Origin of the sequence: Bradyrhizobium sp. SK17 (assembly GCF_002831585.1) — a bacterium.
Lineage (GTDB): Bacteria > Pseudomonadota > Alphaproteobacteria > Rhizobiales > Xanthobacteraceae > Bradyrhizobium.
This window is the reverse complement of record NZ_CP025113.1, coordinates 4,358,574-4,375,966: the sequence shown is the minus strand read 5'-3', so window position 1 is coordinate 4,375,966 and position 17,393 is coordinate 4,358,574. Positions and strand designations below refer to the sequence as shown.

The following is a 17,393-nucleotide window of genomic DNA, read 5'->3' as shown; positions in this document are numbered from 1 at the left end:
CGGAACGAACAGGCCCTAGCCGGACAGAGAGCGATCATGCGCGACAGAAACTTCCTGGTTGAGAACAACGCCAAGCCGATCTGGCATCCGATGGCCCATCCCGCCGAGATGCGGGCGCAACCGCCACGGATCGTGATGAAGGGCGAAGGCGTCGAAGTCACCGATATCGACGGCAAGACCGTGATCGATGCGGTGGGCGGCCTGTGGAACGTCAACCTCGGCTACAGCTGCGATCCGATCAAGCGGGCAATCAACGAGCAGCTCAGTGCGCTGCCATACTATTCGGGCTTCCGCGGCACTTCGAGCGGTCCCGCGATCGAGCTCGCCTACGAGCTCACCGAATGGTTCAAGCCCGAGGGCATGGTGCGCGCCTTCTTTACGTCAGGTGGATCGGACTCGGTCGAGACCGCGCTGCGGCTCGCGCGGCAGTACTGGAAGATCAAGGGCCAGGCCGACCGCACCAAATTCCTGGCATTGAAGAAAGGCTATCACGGCACCCATTTCGGCGGCGCGTCCGTCAACGGCAACGCCAATTTCCGTCGCAACTATGAGCCGATGCTGCCGGGTGTCTTCCATATCCCGGCGCCGTCGACCTATCGCAATCCGTTCAACGAGAGCGATCCGGCAAAGCTCGCGCAGCTTTGCGCGGCAGCGATGGAGGAGGAGATCGCGTTCCAGGGCGGCGACACCATCGCGGCCTTCATCATGGAGCCGGTGCTCGGCGCCGGCGGCGTGATCGTGCCGCCGGACAACTTCATGAAGCTGGCACGCGAGATCTGCGATCGTCACGGCATCCTGATGATCGCGGACGAGGTCGTCACCGGCTTCGGGCGCACCGGCGCATGGTCGGGCTCGCGGCTGTGGGGCGTGAAGCCCGACATGATGACGATGGCCAAGGCGATCACCTCGGGCTACTTCCCGCTCGGCGCGACGCTGATCGGTGAAGCCGTCGCCGAGGCCTTCGAGGCCGACACCACGACCTTCGGCTCGATCGGCCATGGCTACACCTATTCGGGCCATCCGGTCGGCTGTGCTGCCGGCATCGCGGCGCTCGCCGAGACGCGCCGCCTCAAGCTGGACGAGAATGCCGCCGCGCGCGGCAAGGACCTCGCGCAGGCGCTGGCCGCGCTCAAAGCCAAGCACGCCCTCGTCGGCGACGTCAGGGGCAAGGGCCTGATGGCCGCGCTCGAGCTGGTTGCGGATCGCGACAGCAAGAAGCCGGCCGACAAGAAGACGATGGCGAAGGTCGCGGACAGCGCCTACGAGGCCGGCGTGATGCTGCGCGTTTCCGGCAACAACCTGATCCTGTCCCCGCCCCTGATCCTCACCGCGGCCGACGTCAAGCGGATCGCGGCAGGTATCGACGCCGGTCTGTCAGCGGCCGGCTGACAGCGCGCTCACGCACGCCATGGCGCGCTCGAACGGTGCGCCATCCACCCTGTCGCGGTCGAGGCAATCGGCCAGCGATGCCGCCGACATCCGCTGATCGGTGCAGAAGATCCGCATGAAGTCGGCCGCCAGCGCGACCTTGCGCGGCGCGGATTGGCGCGCCCAATCGCTGCTGCTCAGATAGAGCAAGGACGCATCGTCGGCGCTGCTTTCAGCGGTCGCGCCGCGCGCCGCCGGCTGCGTTGCCAACACCGCCAGCGCCGCAACAGTGACCACGCGGAAGCGCCGCGTCATTTGGCTGCCTTGGCATCGACCGCCGGCGGCACGTCGAGCGCCGGATTGCGATCGAAGAAGTTGAACGGGCGCAGCCGGAAGCCGTGCCACAGGCCGGGCATCACCGGCCAATCCTCGGCACGCGGCACGTGGCGGAAGCCCACCGTGTACCACAGCACGAGGTCGCGATCCTCGATCGGCCGCTTCGCCGCGGTCCATTTCGGCAGGCCATCGACCTCGGCATTTTCGTTGGGGTACTGGCCCGCAGCGTAGCGTTCGTCCCTGGCGTAGGCCGAGGTCCACAGCGTGTAGGCGCTGAAGCCGGCGCGCAACTGGATCGGATCATCCTTGGCAAGCAACGAGACGTCGGAGTGGCCGGGCATCAGCTGATAGCTGGTGCGGTAGCCTTGCTTGTTGGTCTTGGCGGTGCTCTCGATCCTGAACTGCGCCGCGTTCAGCGGCAGCGTGATCGGTCCTTCTGTCGCGACCGGCCTGGTCTCGACCTGCCACAGGCTCTTGCGCTGGCCCTCGTCGAGCCGGCGGACGCTGAAGCGATCCTCGACCAGCCGGTTCGAGGTGCCGTCGACGTCCATGTCGATCCGGAACGTCATGTAGTGATCGTGGTTGACCGCCAGCAGCCGCTCGTCCACCAGCGTGCCATAGGCTGTATCCTGCTTGGCCGTCGGATCGCTCAGGGTCCGGCTCGCGACGCCCTTGGTCGCATCGATGCCGTAGGCGCCCAGCCGCACATCGATATTGCCGGCACGGTCGAACACATAGTCGACCAGATAGTCGTAATTGCCGACCACCGGCGCCATCCGCACCACCAGCTCGTTGTTCGGCCGCACCTCGGCGGTGTTGTTGAGCAATTCGCTGTGGCGCCAGATCGGATCACCGGTCGGACGCTCGAAGATGCAGACCGCGCCCTTGGACACGACCGGATTGCCCTTGGTGTCCGAGATCGTGAGATCGAGGAAGTGCGCGCCTTCGGGACAATCCGCGCCGGGCTGCAATTCGCTGGAGAGCACGCCGAAACCGTATTCGCCGATATCCATATAGGCGCGGAACGACCAGGTCTGCGCTGGATCCATGTAGGGCACGAACATCTCGCTCGCCGACATCTGGTAGGCGATGTCGCGCAGCGTTCCGTGATCGTCGTAGCGGATCAGCGACAGCACCGCGCCGACACGCGGCTCGAGGCGGACGTGGAACGACCAATTGTCCCAGTGCACCTGGCCGCTCTCGACATGCACGTTGCTGCCTTGCGGCGCCGTGATCTCGATCGGTTTCGGCAGCTTGCGGTATTTGCCGGAGTCGGCATAAGCGTGCGATGGGGTCTGGGCCGGCGGCGGCACCACGCCGAGATCGGTCACCGACAGCACGGTCTTGCTCTTGAGATCGACCTGGGCGACCAGATTCTCGATCGGCTTGCCCCAGAGATTGTTGCCCGCACCCGTCGTGTCGACGCAGGGGACATTGAGCAGGCGGCGGCCCTTCAGGGCGGGATCGGTCACCGGCCCGACCGTCAGCGGCAGGCACAACACATTCTTGAAGTCGGTGATGCCGCGCTTGGCCATCGCGGCGATCCAGCGCGGGTCCTGCTTCGGCAGGTCGCCGGCAGACATCAGTTCGTCGATCGTCAGCGCCGCTTCATGATCCTGGACCTCGTCCCAGCCGAGCAGGCGCCGCGCCGCGAGATCGATATGCGCCTCGTAGAGATGGCCGCCCTGCAACAGCGTCGCGATCGCCCGCCGCATGAACGGCTGTCCCGGCCGCCATGCCCGCACCTCGTCCTTGGGATCCTCGTCGAGCGCCATCGAGACGACCCGCGTGGCGTCGTCGAACTTGCCGCCCCCACGCAGGACGTCGGTGACCGAGCGGATCTCATCCGTGGTCAGCCCGTCCATCGGGTGCATCGCGGCGACCTGTGGCCACATCCTGCGCTCGGCCTGCGACGGCTGCGGCAAAGCGAGCGTTGCGACGGCCGCACCGGCCAGGGTCCATCGACCGACCCGGGATAACAGAGCCATTGCGCCCTCTCCTCAAAACTGGAGCCGTCAGAATACAGGCAATGGTGACGGCGTGAAGGCCCGCCTCACCCGGTAACCCGTTCCGACGCGCCGGGCAGGATCGTGGCCGTGACCGGGCGTGGCGGCGTCCGGTGCACATCGAGCAGCCGCAGACCCATGCGGTCGCGCAAGGCCGGCCAGATGCCGCGCGGCGCCACCATCATCACGACCACCGCGATGATGCCGAGCCCGACCAGGTACCAGCCGCCGGACAGGCCGAGCGGCCCGGTCATCAATTCGCGCAGGCCGAAGAAGATGATGACCCCGAGGATCGGGCCTTCGAGCGTGCCGATGCCGCCGATGATCACGATGAACATCATGTAGACCGACCAGTTGACGTCGAAGGCAGCGAGCGGCGCGATGAACAGATTGCCCATGAAGCTGAGCGCGCCGGCGAGCCCGCATCCCGCCGCCGAAAGCACGAAGGCGATGAAGCGGTTGTGACGGACGTCGACGCCGACGCTCATCGCGGCAAGATCATTGTCGCGCACGCTCATCAGCCCGAGCCCGAAGCTCGAGGTCATCATCTTGTAGAGTGCCGCGATCGTGATCAGCGTCAGGCTGCCGGCGAGCCAGAACATCGTGGGCTCGAACCAGTCGAAATCGATCAGCTTGCTGGTGGCGAGCGGCACGCCCGAGGTGCCGCCGACCGCCTGGGACTTCATCGTGAACGCGCCGATGATCTCGGCGAACACCCACATCGCGATCGAGAAATAGGCGTCGCGCAGTCGAAACAGCGGAAAGGCGATGATCGCCGCAACCGCCGCCGCGACCAGCGGCGCCACCGGCAGCACCCAGATCGGCGTGACCTCGAGCCATCCCGAGGTCAGGAACAGCGCATAGGCGCCGAAGGCGATGAACACCTGGTGGCCGAGCGAGACCAGCCCGGCATAGCCCGCCAGCAGGTTCCACATCTGCGCCATGGTCAGCAGCAGCAGGCATTCGGTTGCGAGCCGCAGGACGCCTTCGTTCAGCGCGAACGGCGCGCCAGCGATCACCGCAACGAGAACGATCGCGCTCGCCAGCAGAATTGTCCGTCTCGGCATCGGCGTCACACCTTGCTCGACACGAGGCCGGACGGGCGGATCAACAGCATGATGAAGAACAACAGATGTGCATAGAGCAGCCCCGCATTGGGATCGATCTTCAGCCCGATCAGTTGCGCCATGCCGAGCGCGATACCGCCGAGCAGCGCACCCCAGAACGAGCCGAGCCCGCCGAGCACCACGACCTCGAACGCGATCAGCAGCCGCTCGGCACCCGAGAACGGGGTGAAGCTCGAGCGCACCGCGAGCAGGACGCCGCCGATCGCACCGAGCGCCAGCGACAGACCCATGACATAGTTATAGACCCGGTCAGGCTTGACGCCGGACAGACGGACGATGTCGCGGCGGTCGGCGGTGGCGCGCACGATGCGGCCGAACTCGGTGTGGCGCAGCACCAGCTGCAACCCCATGAACAACAGCGCCGCCAACACCAGCGTCAGCAGCGGCATGATGCCGATGTTGAGACCGCCGATCTCGAGGCTGGCGCGCGACAGCTCGCCGACTTGCAAGCTACGCACGTCGGCGCCGAACACCTCGACCATCACGTTGCGCAGGATCACCGAGACGCCGAAGGTCAACAGCAAGGGCGACAGCGGATCGGGCGACGTCACCACCCGGTTGACGATGACGGCCTGGTACAGCCAGCCGACCGCAAAGGACAGCGCGATCACCGGGATCAGCATCAGCAGCGGCGGCACCGCCGGAAACAGATTGGCCAGCAGCACCGCGCAGAACGCGCTCAGCACCATGAATTCGCCGTGTGCGATGTTGACGACGCGCATCACGCCGAACACCAGCGCGAGTCCGATGCCGAGCAGCGCGTAAAGCCCGCCCAGCAGGGCGCCGTTGATCAATGTCTCAACCCAGATCATGTTCGTTGCCAACCTTGGCTAGTTTCTTGGCTAGTTTCCGAAATAGGCGTGCGTCAGCTGCTCCGGCTGCAACCCTTGCGCCGGGCCGGTCAACGACACCCGCCCCTTCAACAGGCAATAAATCCGCTCGGAGGTCGCAAGCGCGCGCTTGACGTCCTGCTCGACCAGCACGACGGCGGTGCCCTCGCGGCGGATGTCGGCAAACGAGCGATAGATCTGCTCGACTACCACCGGCGCGAGCCCGAGCGAGATCTCGTCGCACAGCAGGAGCCGTGGATTCGACATCAGCGCGCGGCCAATCGCCGCCATCTGCTGCTGGCCGCCGGAGAGCTGGCCCGGAAACATCCGCCGCCGCTCCTCCAGGATCGGGAACAGGTCGAACACTCGCCGCAGGGTCCAGCTGCCCTTGCGCCGGTTGACGCTACCCATCAGCAGGTTCTCCTCGATGGTCAGCGAGTCGAACAGCAACCGGCCCTCCGGCACCATGATCAGGCCGAGCCGCGACACATCTTCGGCCGGCATCTGCGAGATGTCGATGCCGTCGAAAACCACCGCCCCGCGCCGCTCCTCGTTGAGCCCGACCAGCGCCTTCAGGAATGTGGACTTGCCGGCGCCGTTGGCGCCGACCAGCGCCACCGCCTCGCCGTCCGCGACGGTGAAGTTCATGTCGAACACAGCCTGGAGATCGCCGTAGAAGATTTGCAGGCCGTTCACATCAAGCAACGCCATCGGCCTTCAATCCCATGTAGATCTCGCGCACCACCGCGCTGTCCATCACCTCGGCCGGCGGCCCTTCGAGCACCTTGCGGCCGAAATCGAGCACCAGGATGCGATCCGACACCGCCCGCAGCGCATGCGGAATGTGCTCGATCCAGATCATGGCGTGATCCGCCTTGACCGATTTAATGATCGCGACCAGCCGCTCCACTTCGGGCTCGGTCAGGCCGGCGGCGATCTCGTCGAGCAGGATCAGCTTCGGCTTCGAGGCCAGCGCCTTGGCGAATTCCAGCCGCTTGCGGTCGATCAGCGGCAACGCGCCGGCGAGCTTGTCGGCCTTGGCGTCGAGCCCGGTCCGCTGCAACACCTCCATGGTCCAGTTCGACGCTGCCTCGCCATACAGGCCCGCGCCATAGGATGCGGCGACCAGCGCGTTCTCATAGACCGACAGATGCGGAAACGGCTGCGGAATCTGGAACGCCCGCCCGAGCCCCATTCGTGCCCTTTGGTGCGGCGGTAGCCCTGTGATCTCCTTGTCGTCCAGCATGATCGAACCACCGTCGGCCGTGAGCAGGCCGACGATCAGGTTCAACAGCGAGCTCTTGCCGGCGCCGTTCGGGCCGATCACGCCAAGGCATTCGCCGCGCGCCAACTCGAAGCTGACGCCGTCGGCGACCACGATCTCGCCAAAGCGCTTGGCCAGCTCGCTGACGCGCAGAAGCGGTGGACGATCGCTGATGGGAATCGGCACGATCAGTGTCTCCACAAACTCGTCATGCCCGGGCTCGTCCCGGTCATCCACGTCTTCATGTCCGCGCAAAGAAACACGTGGATGGCCGGGACAAGCCCGGCCATGACGGTGTCCAGGAGCCCGTTCATTCCAAGCAAGACAGAAGTGCGCAGAAGCGGCGCCATCTCAGGCGAGCTTCGACAACAGCTGGAGATCGGCCTGCTTCGGGATGAACGGCGCGGTGCCGTTGTGCACGATCAGGAGCTCGTATTTCGACTTGCCGCCCTTGGTCTTGCGCCATTGCCCGCCGGACAGCGAGGTCACCGCGACGTTCTTGATCGGGCTGTCCTTGAACTTGACGCGGCCGACCACGGTCTCCATGTCGAGGCCCGCGATCGCATCGCGTAGCGAGTTCTTGTCCTTGGGATCGCTGTTCTGCAACGCCGCCAGCCCAACCTCCCACAACGCATGGGCGTAACCGATCGGCTGGGTCCATTGCTTGCCGGTGGTCTTCTCCCATTCGGCCGCGAGTTCGGCGGCGCTCTGTCCGGTCAGCGACGATTTGAACGGATAGGCCGGCGTCCACCACACCTCGGTCGACATGCCGTCGCCGCGATCGCCCAGCGCGTTCACCGCTGCCGGGAACAGGAAGGCCGCGGCCACCGTGCAGATCTGCGGCTTGAAGCCAGCCTGCGCGGCCTGGTTCCACAGCGTCACCCAGTGATTGCTGAAGGTGAAGCCGGAGACGATGTCGACGCCATTGTTTTTGAACAGCGCGATCTGGTTGGTGAAGTCGTCGGTCGCGATCTGGAATTTGCCGGCCGAGAATTCCTGATAGCCGGCCGCCGAGATGCCCGCCGGCAGCCCGAGCTTCGGATCGGAGAACGCCTGGCCCGGCGGATTGTCGATATAGAGCGTGCCGACCTTCTTGTTGGTCTCGACCGACTGCCACATGCCGAGGAAATTCCGCGCGACGTCATCGGCGCCCCAGAAGAAGTGATAGCTGTAGGGGAAACCCTTGTCCGGCGTCGACTTGCGCGGGAACATCCAGCCCTGCCACGGCACCTGGGTCGAGATCGTGGGAATGCCGCGGGCGTCGGCGAGTTCCTGCACCGGCGGCTGGGCGTCGCCGTCCTCGATCAGGATCAGGTCGCATTTTTCACGGAGCACCAATTCACTCGCGATCACCGAGGAACGGTTCGGATCGGACTGGTTGTCCTTGAACACCAGCTCGACCTGATAGGTCTTGCCGCCGATCTTCAGGCCGTCCTTCAGCCGCGCCTTGATGCGCTCATGGATCCAGGGGTCGGGCTCGGCGAATTGCGCGCGGACGCCGGACAGACACCCGACCCAGCCGATCTTGATGGTGTTGCCGGCGGCACGCGCGACGTTGACCAGCGGCACGTTCATCGCCGATGCGAGGCCAGTGGCGCCGGCCGCCTTCAGCAGCGTGCGCCGGTCGAGCCGGCCGGATGTCTTGTCATTTTTTATCTCAGTCATGTCCCTCTCCCTCCATAACCAATGATGAAATCATTCGACCGCGGACTTACGCCGCGGATCTCTGAATAGCTGCGCGGCTGACCGCCGCGAATTTGCACAATGTGTTCTCGATGATCTCGCGCGGGATGCCGCGCACGATGAAGACGAGCCGCGAGCGCCGGTCAGCCGACGGCCAGCCCTGCAACGTGATCGGCGGATGGAACACGTGCTGCACGCCATGCACCACGACAGGTGCATCCGGCGCGTCGGCGACATGCACGATCGCCTTGAAGCGCAGCAGGTCCTGGCCCTTCAGCGCCGCGACATAGTCGAGCCAGCGCGCGAACGCTTCGCGTTCGATCGGCTGGTCGATGATCAGGCTGTAGGACGATACACCCGCGTCGTGCGCATGGTGGCTGTGGTGGCCGCAATCATCGCCGTCGCAATGGTGCTCCGCATGATCGTGCGGCGCATTCGCCGCTTGCGACGCCAGGTCGAACCAGCGCACCACGTCGGCGGAGCGGGCCGCCGGATCGAACAGCCCGGCATCGAGCACCTTTGCCGGATCGACCATCCCGTCCCACACGCGATGGCGCACCGCGACCGGATTGATCGCGGCAAGACGCGCCTCGAGCCGCGCCAGCGCGTCGTCGGCGGCCAGATCGGTCTTGGTCACCAGCAGCCGATCGGCGACCGCGATCTGCCTGACGGCCTCGTCATGGGCTGCAAGGGAGTGCGCGCCATTGACGGCATCGACCGTCGCGACCACGCCGTCAATCCGGTAGCGGCCGACGACATCGGGCGCCGTCATCAGCGTGTGCAATACCGGCACCGGATCGGCGAGCCCGGTGGTCTCGACCAGCACACGGTGGAACGGCGGCATCGTGCCGGCGGAGCGACGCGCGGCGAGATCGGCCAGCGTCTCGATCAGATCCTCGCGTACCGAGCAGCAGATGCAGCCATTGTCGAGCAGCGCCAGCCGGTCCTCGCTGCTCTCGACCAGCAGATGATCCAGCGCCACCTCGCCGAACTCGTTGATGATGGCGACAACGCCATTGAGCTCCTTCTGGCGCAGCAGATGGTTCAGCACCGTGGTCTTGCCGCTGCCGAGGAAGCCGGTCAGCACCGTGACCGGAATATGATGCGCCGCGCCGCTCATCACTTGCCCCGCTCGTAGACCTTGCGGCCTTCGAAGAATGTCATCTCGACCCGGGTATCGGCCAGTTGGTCCGACGGAATGTCGAAGATCATCTGGTCAAGCACGATCAGATCGGCCGACTTGCCCACCTCGATCGAGCCGATCGACTGGCCGAGGCCGGCCGCGCGCGCGGCGTCGATGGTGTAGATGTCGATCACGGTGGCGAGATCGAGCGCCTGCTCCGCCCACAGCGACTTGCCGGGAAAGTCCCCCGTCGGGTTTTGCCGTGTCACCATGCCCTCGATGCCCTGCCAGGGATCGGGGATCGGGATGACAGGCCAGTCCGAACCGCCCGCCATCAACGCGCCGGCCTCCTTGAGGTCCTTGTTCGGCCAGAAGCGCTGCGCGCGCTCCTCGCCCATCGCGGCCTTGTGCGCCTCGAGGAAGATGGTCGGATACCAGATGATCGGCGACAGATCGGCGGCAACGCCGAGCTCGGCGAAGCGATTGATGTCGTCGGGCGCGATGTAGCTCGCATGCGCGATCTGGTGCACCAGATCGGTCGCCCCGTTGAAGCTGCGCACCACGTCGATGGCATCGAGTGCCTGCGTCACCGCGGCATCGCCAGCGCAATGGATCTTGGCGGCAAGGCCGAGCTTCTCGCATCGTCCGAGCCAGCGGATCAGGTCTGGCACCGTCAGCATGGTCGCGCCGCGGAAGCAGCAGCCACGAACCGGATCGGCCACGTAGGGCTCGTGGAAGGCGGCGGTCTTGGCACCCGGCACGCCGTCGAGGAATACCTTGACATAATCAGGCTTCACATGGGCGCCGCGATACTGCTCGCGCAGCGCAAACAGCTCCTCGCCGGCCTTGCCGAACATGAAGCCCGGTTCGACCACCGGCATCGCACAGACCGCCCAGGCGGTGAGCTCGCCCCGATCGTCGAGCCCCTTCAGCGCGGCCATGATTGGCTGCATGCTGGCAGCATCGATGAAGGCGGTGACACCGTAGGTGTTCAGCACCGAGATCGAGCGCGCCACCGCGGCGCGGTCCATCTCCGCTGTGTAGTGACCGGACGCCGCCAGCGCCCGCTCCACCAGCCCCGAGGCGGCCTCGATCATGATCCCGGTCAGCGTCCCGGTCTTGAGGTCGCGGCCGATCTCGCCGTCGGTCGGGTCGTCGGAATCGGCCTGCACGCCGGCAAGCCGCAGCGCCGCCGAGCTTGCCCAGCGGTTGTGATAGGTGTCGTCGCGCAACACGACCGGATGACCAAGGCATGCCGCATCGAGCAGCGCGCAGGACTCCGCGGTGTTCATCTCGTTCAGCAGATTGTTGCCGAACTGGCCGCCGACGATCCAGGCGCCCGGTGCGGCCGCCGAGGCCGCCTTGTGCAGGGTCTCGGCGATCCTTGGAATGCTGTCGGCGTTGGAGAAGCGCAGTTCGTAGAGATCGGCCTGCCCGCCCATCATGATGTGATTGTGGATGTCGACGATCCCCGGCATCGCCATCCGGCCGCCGAGATCGACGGTCGCCGTCGCCTCGCCGATCAGCGACGCGACGTCACGCTCCTCGCCCACGGCGATGAACCGGCCGCTCTTGACCGCCGCGCATGTCGCCCAGGCCTGGCCACGGTTCGAGGTGTAGATCCGGCCGTTGCGGAAGACCGTGTCGGCGAATGTCCTGCTCATGCGGATCAACTTCTCGATTGGAAATACCTGGAGCGATCAGCCTTTCGCCGTGCGGTGCACAACGCCGAACCGCGCACGACGCCAGCGTGACGCCAAAGGTTCGGCATGTCGGCATCGGGAACAATCCACCATCCGGTGGATGCTCCCGCCGCCTCCCTGCAAACGCAGGACTATTGCGTATTGCCTGCCCCCGCAGGGGCGCACTTCCAAAATATCGAAAACAACCCCATGCAAAGCAGCCGGCGGCGTGCCGGCACCCGGTACGCGACTTGACACGTCTGGCAAATCGGTGATACTATTCTATTAATCCGAATTCTCCGTCGCGCGTTAGAATCCCAGCGCCAGCCCGTCCTTGCGGTGGTCGGAGGCGCCGAACAGGACACCGCGCGCATGGTCGATGCGGATTGCCTGGCAGCCGCCGATCGGCTCCTCCGAGAAGCGCGCATCATGGCCGCGGGCGCGAAGGTCGTCGCGCACATCGGGCGAAATCGTCGTCTCCAGCGACAGCACGCCATCGAAGGCAAAGGAGCGCGGCGCTTCCGCCGCCGCCTGGATATCCATCTTCATGTCGAAGATGTTCGACAGCAGGTTAGCGTGTCCCGCAGCCTGATAGTGCCCACCCATCACCCCGAACGACATCACAGTCTTGCCATCCTTGCGCAGCAGCCCGGGGATGATGGTGTGCATCGGCCGCTTGCGCGGCCCGAGCGAATTCGGGTGTCCAGGCCTGGCACGGAAGCTCCAGCCGCGGTTGTGCAACAGGATGCCCGATTTCGGCGCATAGATGCCGCTGCCGAACGGATAGAACAGCGAGTTGATCAGCGACACCGCATTGAGGTCGCGGTCGACCACCGTGACATAGACGGTGTCGCGGTGCTCGATGTCATCCCAGATGGCGGGCGCCGAGGCGCTGTTCATGTCGATCTTGCTGCGGATCCTTCCGATGTAGCCATCGGCAAGGAAAGCGGCAGGATCGACGGCGCCGGTGGCGGGATCGCAGAAAAAGGCGTCGCGCGCGCGGTAGGCGGCCTTGGTCGCCTCAGCCAGCAGATGGATGCGATCGGCCTGTGCGAGCGCGCCGACGTCGAAGCCTGCGAGCGTGCGCAGGATCATCAGCGCGGCCAGGCCCTGCCCGTTCGGCGGGCACTCCACCACGTCGTGGTCATGGTAATGCGCTGAGATCGGCTGCACGTAGTCGGAGGTCTGCGCGGCGAAATCCTCGCTGCTGTGCGCCCCGCCGAGGCCGCGCAGGATGCCGACCATCTCGTCGGCGGCCTCGCCCACATAGAACGCCTCGCGCCCGTGTTGCGCGATCCGGCGCAAGGTACGGCCGAGCGCAGGTTGCGAGCGAACATCGCCAACGTCGGGCGTCTTTCCGCCGGGAAGGAACTGCGCGGCCGCATTGCCGTCGATCTCGATCCGCGCCCGGAAGCGGCGCCAGTCCTCGGCGACCCGCGGCGTGACACAGAAGCCCTGCTCGGCGGCCGAGATCGCCGGCCGGAAGATCTCCTCCAGCGACTTGCTGCCGTGATCGGCGACCAGCCTGCACCACGCATCGATCGCGCCCGGCACGGTCACCGCCTCGGGCGCGGTCGGCGGAATGTCGCGGGCGTCGCTTGCGGAGAATTTCCCGGCATCGGTGCCGGCAGGCGTGCGGCCGGAGCCGTTCAGCGCGATCGGTGCGCCGGCCTTCGGCGAATACAGCGCGAAGCAGTCGCCGCCGATCCCGGTCATCTGCGGCTCGACCACGCCCTGCACCGCGACCGCCGCCACCGCGGCATCGACGGCATTGCCACCGGCTTTCAGCATCTCGACCGCGGCGAGCGTCGCCTGCGGGTGCGAGGTCGCCGCCATGCCACGTTCCGCAACCGCCACCGAACGGCCGATGACCATGAAATCACGCATCTCGCTTCCTCAGATGTTGTGAGCGGCAGCCGCTCGCCAACATTGTCGAAAACGACACCGGTCCTCGCGGAACTCTCGGCTTGCGCGGGCGGCAGCAGCAATCCACCGTAAGGTGGATCAAGCGGACAAATCATGTCGCGAGAGTATGGGACCTGTGACTTAGAGGCCGCGCCACACACTCGGTGTCGTCCTGGCGAAAGCCAGGACCCATCACCCCAAATAGCAATTGCTGTGCGACGCTGGAGCCACAACCCCGCTCACAATCAACGGCGGTGGCTATGGGTCATGGCTTTCGCCAGGACGACGCCTGGAAGGCACCTAGAGCGCGACGCGTTCGCCCTAGTGCGGGCGCGACATCATCGCCACGACGGCCGAGCGGGTCTCGACGCCGAGCTTCTCGAAGATGTGGATCAGGTGCGTCTTCACCGTTGCGAGCCCGATGTTCAGGCACTCGCCGATCTCGCGGTTGGTCCGGCCGCAGCACAACAGCTCGACGACTTCCATCTCGCGCGAGGTCAAGCCATAGCGTGCCGGCTCGTCGGTGTTCGACAGGCGGCTGGTCAGGTTGAACTCGAGATAGTCGTGGATCTTCTCGGCGATGTGCATGGAGCCGTCGGGGATCGCACAGCCCGGCGCCCAGAGCACGCTCATTCCGGCGACGATCCGGTCGTTGCGGCGGAAGAAGAATTCGATCATGTCGGCGACGCCGCATTGGCCGGCGAAGGCACGGTAGGTCGCCGCCTCCTGGGTCGCGCATTGGCTGAGGGCGACGCTCAGCCGGGCGATCGGCCGGTTGCTCGCGGAGCGCGGATGCAGCGGATCGAGCCGGTTCATGCCGGCGAGATACTGGTCGTGGAAACTCGGCGGGACGTTGCTGGAGAGCACGAAGCGGTTCAGCGTCAGGCTGCCATCGACCTCGTAGAACGCGGTCGCAGACCCCTCGAGAATTCCTCGCGCGAACTGAATGGCCTGCGTGGTTGCCGGATCCGGTCGGCCCAGAAGCGCGATCATGACCTACCTCCCGATGTTTCCCGATGGCGAACGTCTGCGCGTCGCATGCCCGTCACGCTGGGACAGACGCTGGGCATAGTCAAGCAAATTGCGGGCCAAGCCGGCGCAGCGCCTACGCCAGACGCGGTTACGCCGGGGTAACCCGACGGCCCCCTCCACCATCCGGTTGATTGCGAGCGGCGCGGCGCATGCGGAACTTTCAGACATCTTCCGATATCATTGCTGGATCAAGAATGAATTCGCGTCGCATCATGGCTGCCTTCCCATCGGCCGCCGACCAACAAGTCACACTCGCCAACTGGCGTCAGCATCCGTTCAGCGAGTGGGGATTTCGTAACGTCCGCGAGCTGCTGCCGACGGCAAACATCGCACGCGCCCAGACGCCGGCGCCGCTGTCCTTTGCACAGCGCCATCTCGACGACATCGGCTTCGCCGACCCGCGCGGCGAGACGATCGGCGTCGGTCAGGCGCTGCGCGCCAGCCATACCGACGGCATCGTGGTGTCGCATCGCGGACAGGTCGTGTTCGAATGGTATGCGCACGGCCTGACGCCGGACACGCCGCACCTCATCTTCTCCGTCAGCAAGTCGGTCGCCGGAACGCTTGGCGGCATCCTGGCCGATCGCGGCATGCTCGATCCCGACGCGCCGGTGACGCGCTACATCCCCGAGATGGAAGGATCGGTCTATGGCGGCGCCTGCACGGTGCGGCATCTGCTCGACATGAGCGTCGGCATCCGGTTCGACGAGGACTACATGTCGCGCAACGGCGACGTGATGAACTACCGCCGCTCGACCGGCTGGGAGCCGCCGGATCCAACCATTCCGCCGACCAATTTGCGCGACTATCTGCGCACCCTGCGGCCAAACGGCGCGCCGCACGGCGAGACCTTCCACTACGTCTCGACCAACACCGACGTGCTCGGCTGGGTCTATGAGCGCGCCTGCGGCATGTCCTACGCGAAGATCCTCACGCAATATCTGTGGCAGCCGATGGGCGCCGAGCACGATGCCTACATCACGGTCGATTCCCGCGGTGCCGCGCGCGTCGCCGGCGGCATCTGCGCGACGCTGCGTGACCTCGCCCGATTCGGCGAGATGATGCGCAATCACGGCATCAGCAACGGACGCCAGGTGGTGCCGGGCTGGTGGGTCGACGACATCAGGCAGAACGGCAATGCGGAGGCGTGGTCGCGCGGCGACCTGACCAAGGTGTTCCCGAACGGCAATTACCGCAACAAATGGTACACGCTCGACCGGCGCGAGACTCCGTTTGCGGCCGTCGGCATCCATGGCCAATGGATCTACATCGATCCGACGCACGAGACGGTGATCGCGCGCGTCTCCTCGCAGCCGCTGCCGATGGATCTCGATCTCGATCATATGTGGATGCGCGGCTATCGCGCGATCGCGGCCAGGCTCGCGGGCGAGGCCTGAGCCGGTTGCGACAGGGGGACATCATGGGACCATCGATCAACCGCCGCCGCCTGTTGCAGGTTGGCGCCGGCGCGAGCCTCGGCCTTGCGGTGCCAAGTCTTGCGATGCCAGGCATCGCGCGGGCCAGCACGAAGACCATCACGGCCGTCATGCACGCGCCGCTGCGTGCCACCGATCCGATCATGACGACGGCGTGGACCGCCCGCAACCACGGCTACATGATCTACGCACGCTGTTCTCGACCAATTCGAAATTCGAGATCAAGCCGCAGATGGTCGAGGCCTGGGAGGCCTCCGCCGACGGCCTTACTTACACATTCCGGCTGCGGCCCGGCCTCAAATTCCACGACGGCAGCGCGGTGACCTCGGCCGACGTGATCCCTTCGCTGCAACGCTGGGCAAAACGCGATTCGATGGGCCAGAAGCTGTTCGAATTCGTCGCCGAGCTGAAGCCGGTCGACGAACGAACCTTCCGCATGGTGCTGAAGGAGCCATGCGGCTTCGTGCTGGCGGCACTCGGCAAGCCGACCGCCAACGTGCCGTTCATCGTACCGGCGCGGATTGCCGCGACGGCCGCCGACCAGGCCATCACCGACCACGTCGGCTCCGGGCCGTTCCGCTTCGTCATCTCGGAATTCCAGCCCGGCGTGAAGGCGGCTTACGAGAGAAACCCTGACTACGTCTCGCGCGACGAGCCATCGGACGGCACCGGCGGCGGCAAGGTCGTGAAGATCGGCCGCTACGAATGGATCAGCGTGCCGGACTTCCAGATCGCGACCAACGCGCTGATCAACGACGAGATCGACTATTTCGAGGTGCCGCCGCACGACCATCATCCGTTACTGGCGCGGGCCTCGAATGTCGAGTTGACCGATTACAACACGCTGGGCTTCTCCGGCATGTGCCGGATGAACTGGCTGGTGCCGCCGTTCGACCGGCCGGAAATCCGCCAGGCCGTGCTGCACGCGGTGAACCAGAAGGACTGGCTCGACACCCAGATCGGCAACCCCGACTACTACAAGATCACGCCGGCGATCTTCATCGCCGGCACGCCGTTCGAGAGCACGATCGGCTGGTCGACCAGGGCCGACACCGCGAAGGCCAGGGAGCTGCTCAAGCAGGGCGGCTACAAGGGCGAGCCAATCACGATCCTGCACGCGACCGACGCCCCGATCATCACCGCGCTCGGCACGGTCACCGCCGAGGCGCTGCGTTCGATCGGCATGAACGTCAACCTGCTGGCTATGGATTGGGGATCGGTGGTGGCACGGCGCGCCAAGCAATCGATGCCAGCCGAGGGCGGCTGGTCGCTCTACCATTCGACCTGGGCCAGCGCGGACCTGATCAATCCGATCGGCAATGCCTGCGTCAACGGCAAGGGCAAGAATGGCGGCTTCTTCGGCTGGGTCGAGGATGCCGAGCTGGAGCGGCTGCGCGACGGCTTTGCCCGCGCCGCGGCGCCGACGGACCAGAAGGCGCTCGCCGACAAGATCCAGGCGCGCGCCTATGAGGTGGTGACCCACGTCCCGACCGGGCAGTACAACCAGCCGGCGGCGACGCGGAAGGTGCTGAAGGACATCGTCCGCGCGCCGGTGCCGCTGTTCTGGAACGTCGACAAGACCGGCTGATGGCGCGCTGCCA

14 protein-coding genes are annotated in these 17,393 nt (G+C 65.7%); 3 read left to right on the top strand and 11 right to left on the bottom strand.

Going from position 1 to position 17,393, the window contains the following annotated elements:
• Nucleotides 1–36 precede the first annotated feature (36 nt).
• Nucleotides 37–1,389, top strand: coding sequence for an aminotransferase class III-fold pyridoxal phosphate-dependent enzyme (locus tag CWS35_RS19975; protein WP_024579780.1), 1,353 nt, complete (start codon nucleotides 37–39; stop codon nucleotides 1,387–1,389).
• Here the strand turns inward: CWS35_RS19975 and CWS35_RS19970 are convergent.
• The 11 genes from CWS35_RS19970 to CWS35_RS19920 all read right to left on the bottom strand — a co-directional run bounded on the left by CWS35_RS19970 (nucleotide 1,375) and on the right by CWS35_RS19920 (nucleotide 14,317).
• On the bottom strand, nucleotides 1,375–1,683 hold the full coding sequence (locus CWS35_RS19970) for a hypothetical protein (RefSeq protein ID WP_024579779.1): 309 nt from the start codon (nucleotides 1,681–1,683) through the stop codon (nucleotides 1,375–1,377). The two genes, CWS35_RS19975 and CWS35_RS19970, sit on opposite strands and share 15 nt — an antisense overlap.
• Nucleotides 1,680–3,692: a tyramine oxidase gene (locus CWS35_RS19965; protein WP_100953323.1), complete on the bottom strand. Its 2,013-nt coding sequence runs from the start codon at nucleotides 3,690–3,692 to the stop codon at nucleotides 1,680–1,682. Before CWS35_RS19965 ends, CWS35_RS19970 begins: the two co-directional genes overlap by 4 nt.
• Nucleotides 3,693–3,757: 65 nt before the next feature.
• Nucleotides 3,758–4,777: a branched-chain amino acid ABC transporter permease gene (locus tag CWS35_RS19960; RefSeq protein WP_043855619.1), complete on the bottom strand. Its 1,020-nt coding sequence runs from the start codon at nucleotides 4,775–4,777 to the stop codon at nucleotides 3,758–3,760.
• Nucleotides 4,778–4,782: 5 nt separating this feature from the next.
• Entirely contained in the window at nucleotides 4,783–5,649 is an 867-nt protein-coding gene (locus CWS35_RS19955; protein WP_100953321.1) for a branched-chain amino acid ABC transporter permease, read from the bottom strand.
• A gap of 30 nt (nucleotides 5,650–5,679) precedes the next feature.
• On the bottom strand, nucleotides 5,680–6,378 hold the full coding sequence (locus CWS35_RS19950) for an ABC transporter ATP-binding protein (RefSeq protein WP_024579775.1): 699 nt from the start codon (nucleotides 6,376–6,378) through the stop codon (nucleotides 5,680–5,682).
• The gene (locus CWS35_RS19945) at nucleotides 6,365–7,117 is read right to left on the bottom strand and encodes an ABC transporter ATP-binding protein (protein ID WP_245438585.1); all 753 of its coding nucleotides are present in this window, start codon (nucleotides 7,115–7,117) and stop codon (nucleotides 6,365–6,367) included. The genes CWS35_RS19950 and CWS35_RS19945 overlap by 14 nt, the downstream gene beginning before the upstream one ends.
• A gap of 165 nt (nucleotides 7,118–7,282) precedes the next feature.
• The gene (locus tag CWS35_RS19940; protein ID WP_029878875.1) at nucleotides 7,283–8,596 is read right to left on the bottom strand and encodes an ABC transporter substrate-binding protein; all 1,314 of its coding nucleotides are present in this window, start codon (nucleotides 8,594–8,596) and stop codon (nucleotides 7,283–7,285) included.
• Between the two features lie 46 nt (nucleotides 8,597–8,642).
• Nucleotides 8,643–9,734: a GTP-binding protein gene (locus CWS35_RS19935; RefSeq protein ID WP_100953319.1), complete on the bottom strand. Its 1,092-nt coding sequence runs from the start codon at nucleotides 9,732–9,734 to the stop codon at nucleotides 8,643–8,645.
• The gene (locus tag CWS35_RS19930; protein WP_100953317.1) at nucleotides 9,734–11,401 is read right to left on the bottom strand and encodes an amidohydrolase; all 1,668 of its coding nucleotides are present in this window, start codon (nucleotides 11,399–11,401) and stop codon (nucleotides 9,734–9,736) included. The genes CWS35_RS19935 and CWS35_RS19930 overlap by 1 nt, the downstream gene beginning before the upstream one ends.
• A gap of 327 nt (nucleotides 11,402–11,728) precedes the next feature.
• A complete protein-coding gene (locus tag CWS35_RS19925; protein ID WP_100953316.1) occupies nucleotides 11,729–13,306 on the bottom strand; it encodes a gamma-glutamyltransferase family protein in 1,578 nt (525 codons plus the stop codon).
• A gap of 339 nt (nucleotides 13,307–13,645) precedes the next feature.
• Nucleotides 13,646–14,317 (bottom strand): LuxR C-terminal-related transcriptional regulator, encoded by a 672-nt coding sequence (locus CWS35_RS19920; RefSeq protein ID WP_024579769.1) that lies wholly within the window; start codon nucleotides 14,315–14,317, stop codon nucleotides 13,646–13,648.
• 233 nt (nucleotides 14,318–14,550) lie between these two features.
• On the opposite strand from CWS35_RS19920, the gene CWS35_RS19915 reads away from it, so the two are divergent.
• Nucleotides 14,551–15,753 carry a serine hydrolase gene (locus CWS35_RS19915; RefSeq protein ID WP_100953314.1) on the top strand — a complete coding sequence of 401 codons (1,203 nt, stop codon included), beginning with the start codon at nucleotides 14,551–14,553 and terminating at the stop codon, nucleotides 15,751–15,753.
• Nucleotides 15,754–15,946: 193 nt separating this feature from the next.
• Nucleotides 15,947–17,380 carry an ABC transporter substrate-binding protein gene (locus CWS35_RS19910; protein WP_245438582.1) on the top strand — a complete coding sequence of 478 codons (1,434 nt, stop codon included), beginning with the start codon at nucleotides 15,947–15,949 and terminating at the stop codon, nucleotides 17,378–17,380.
• Nucleotides 17,381–17,393: the final 13 nt, after the last annotated feature.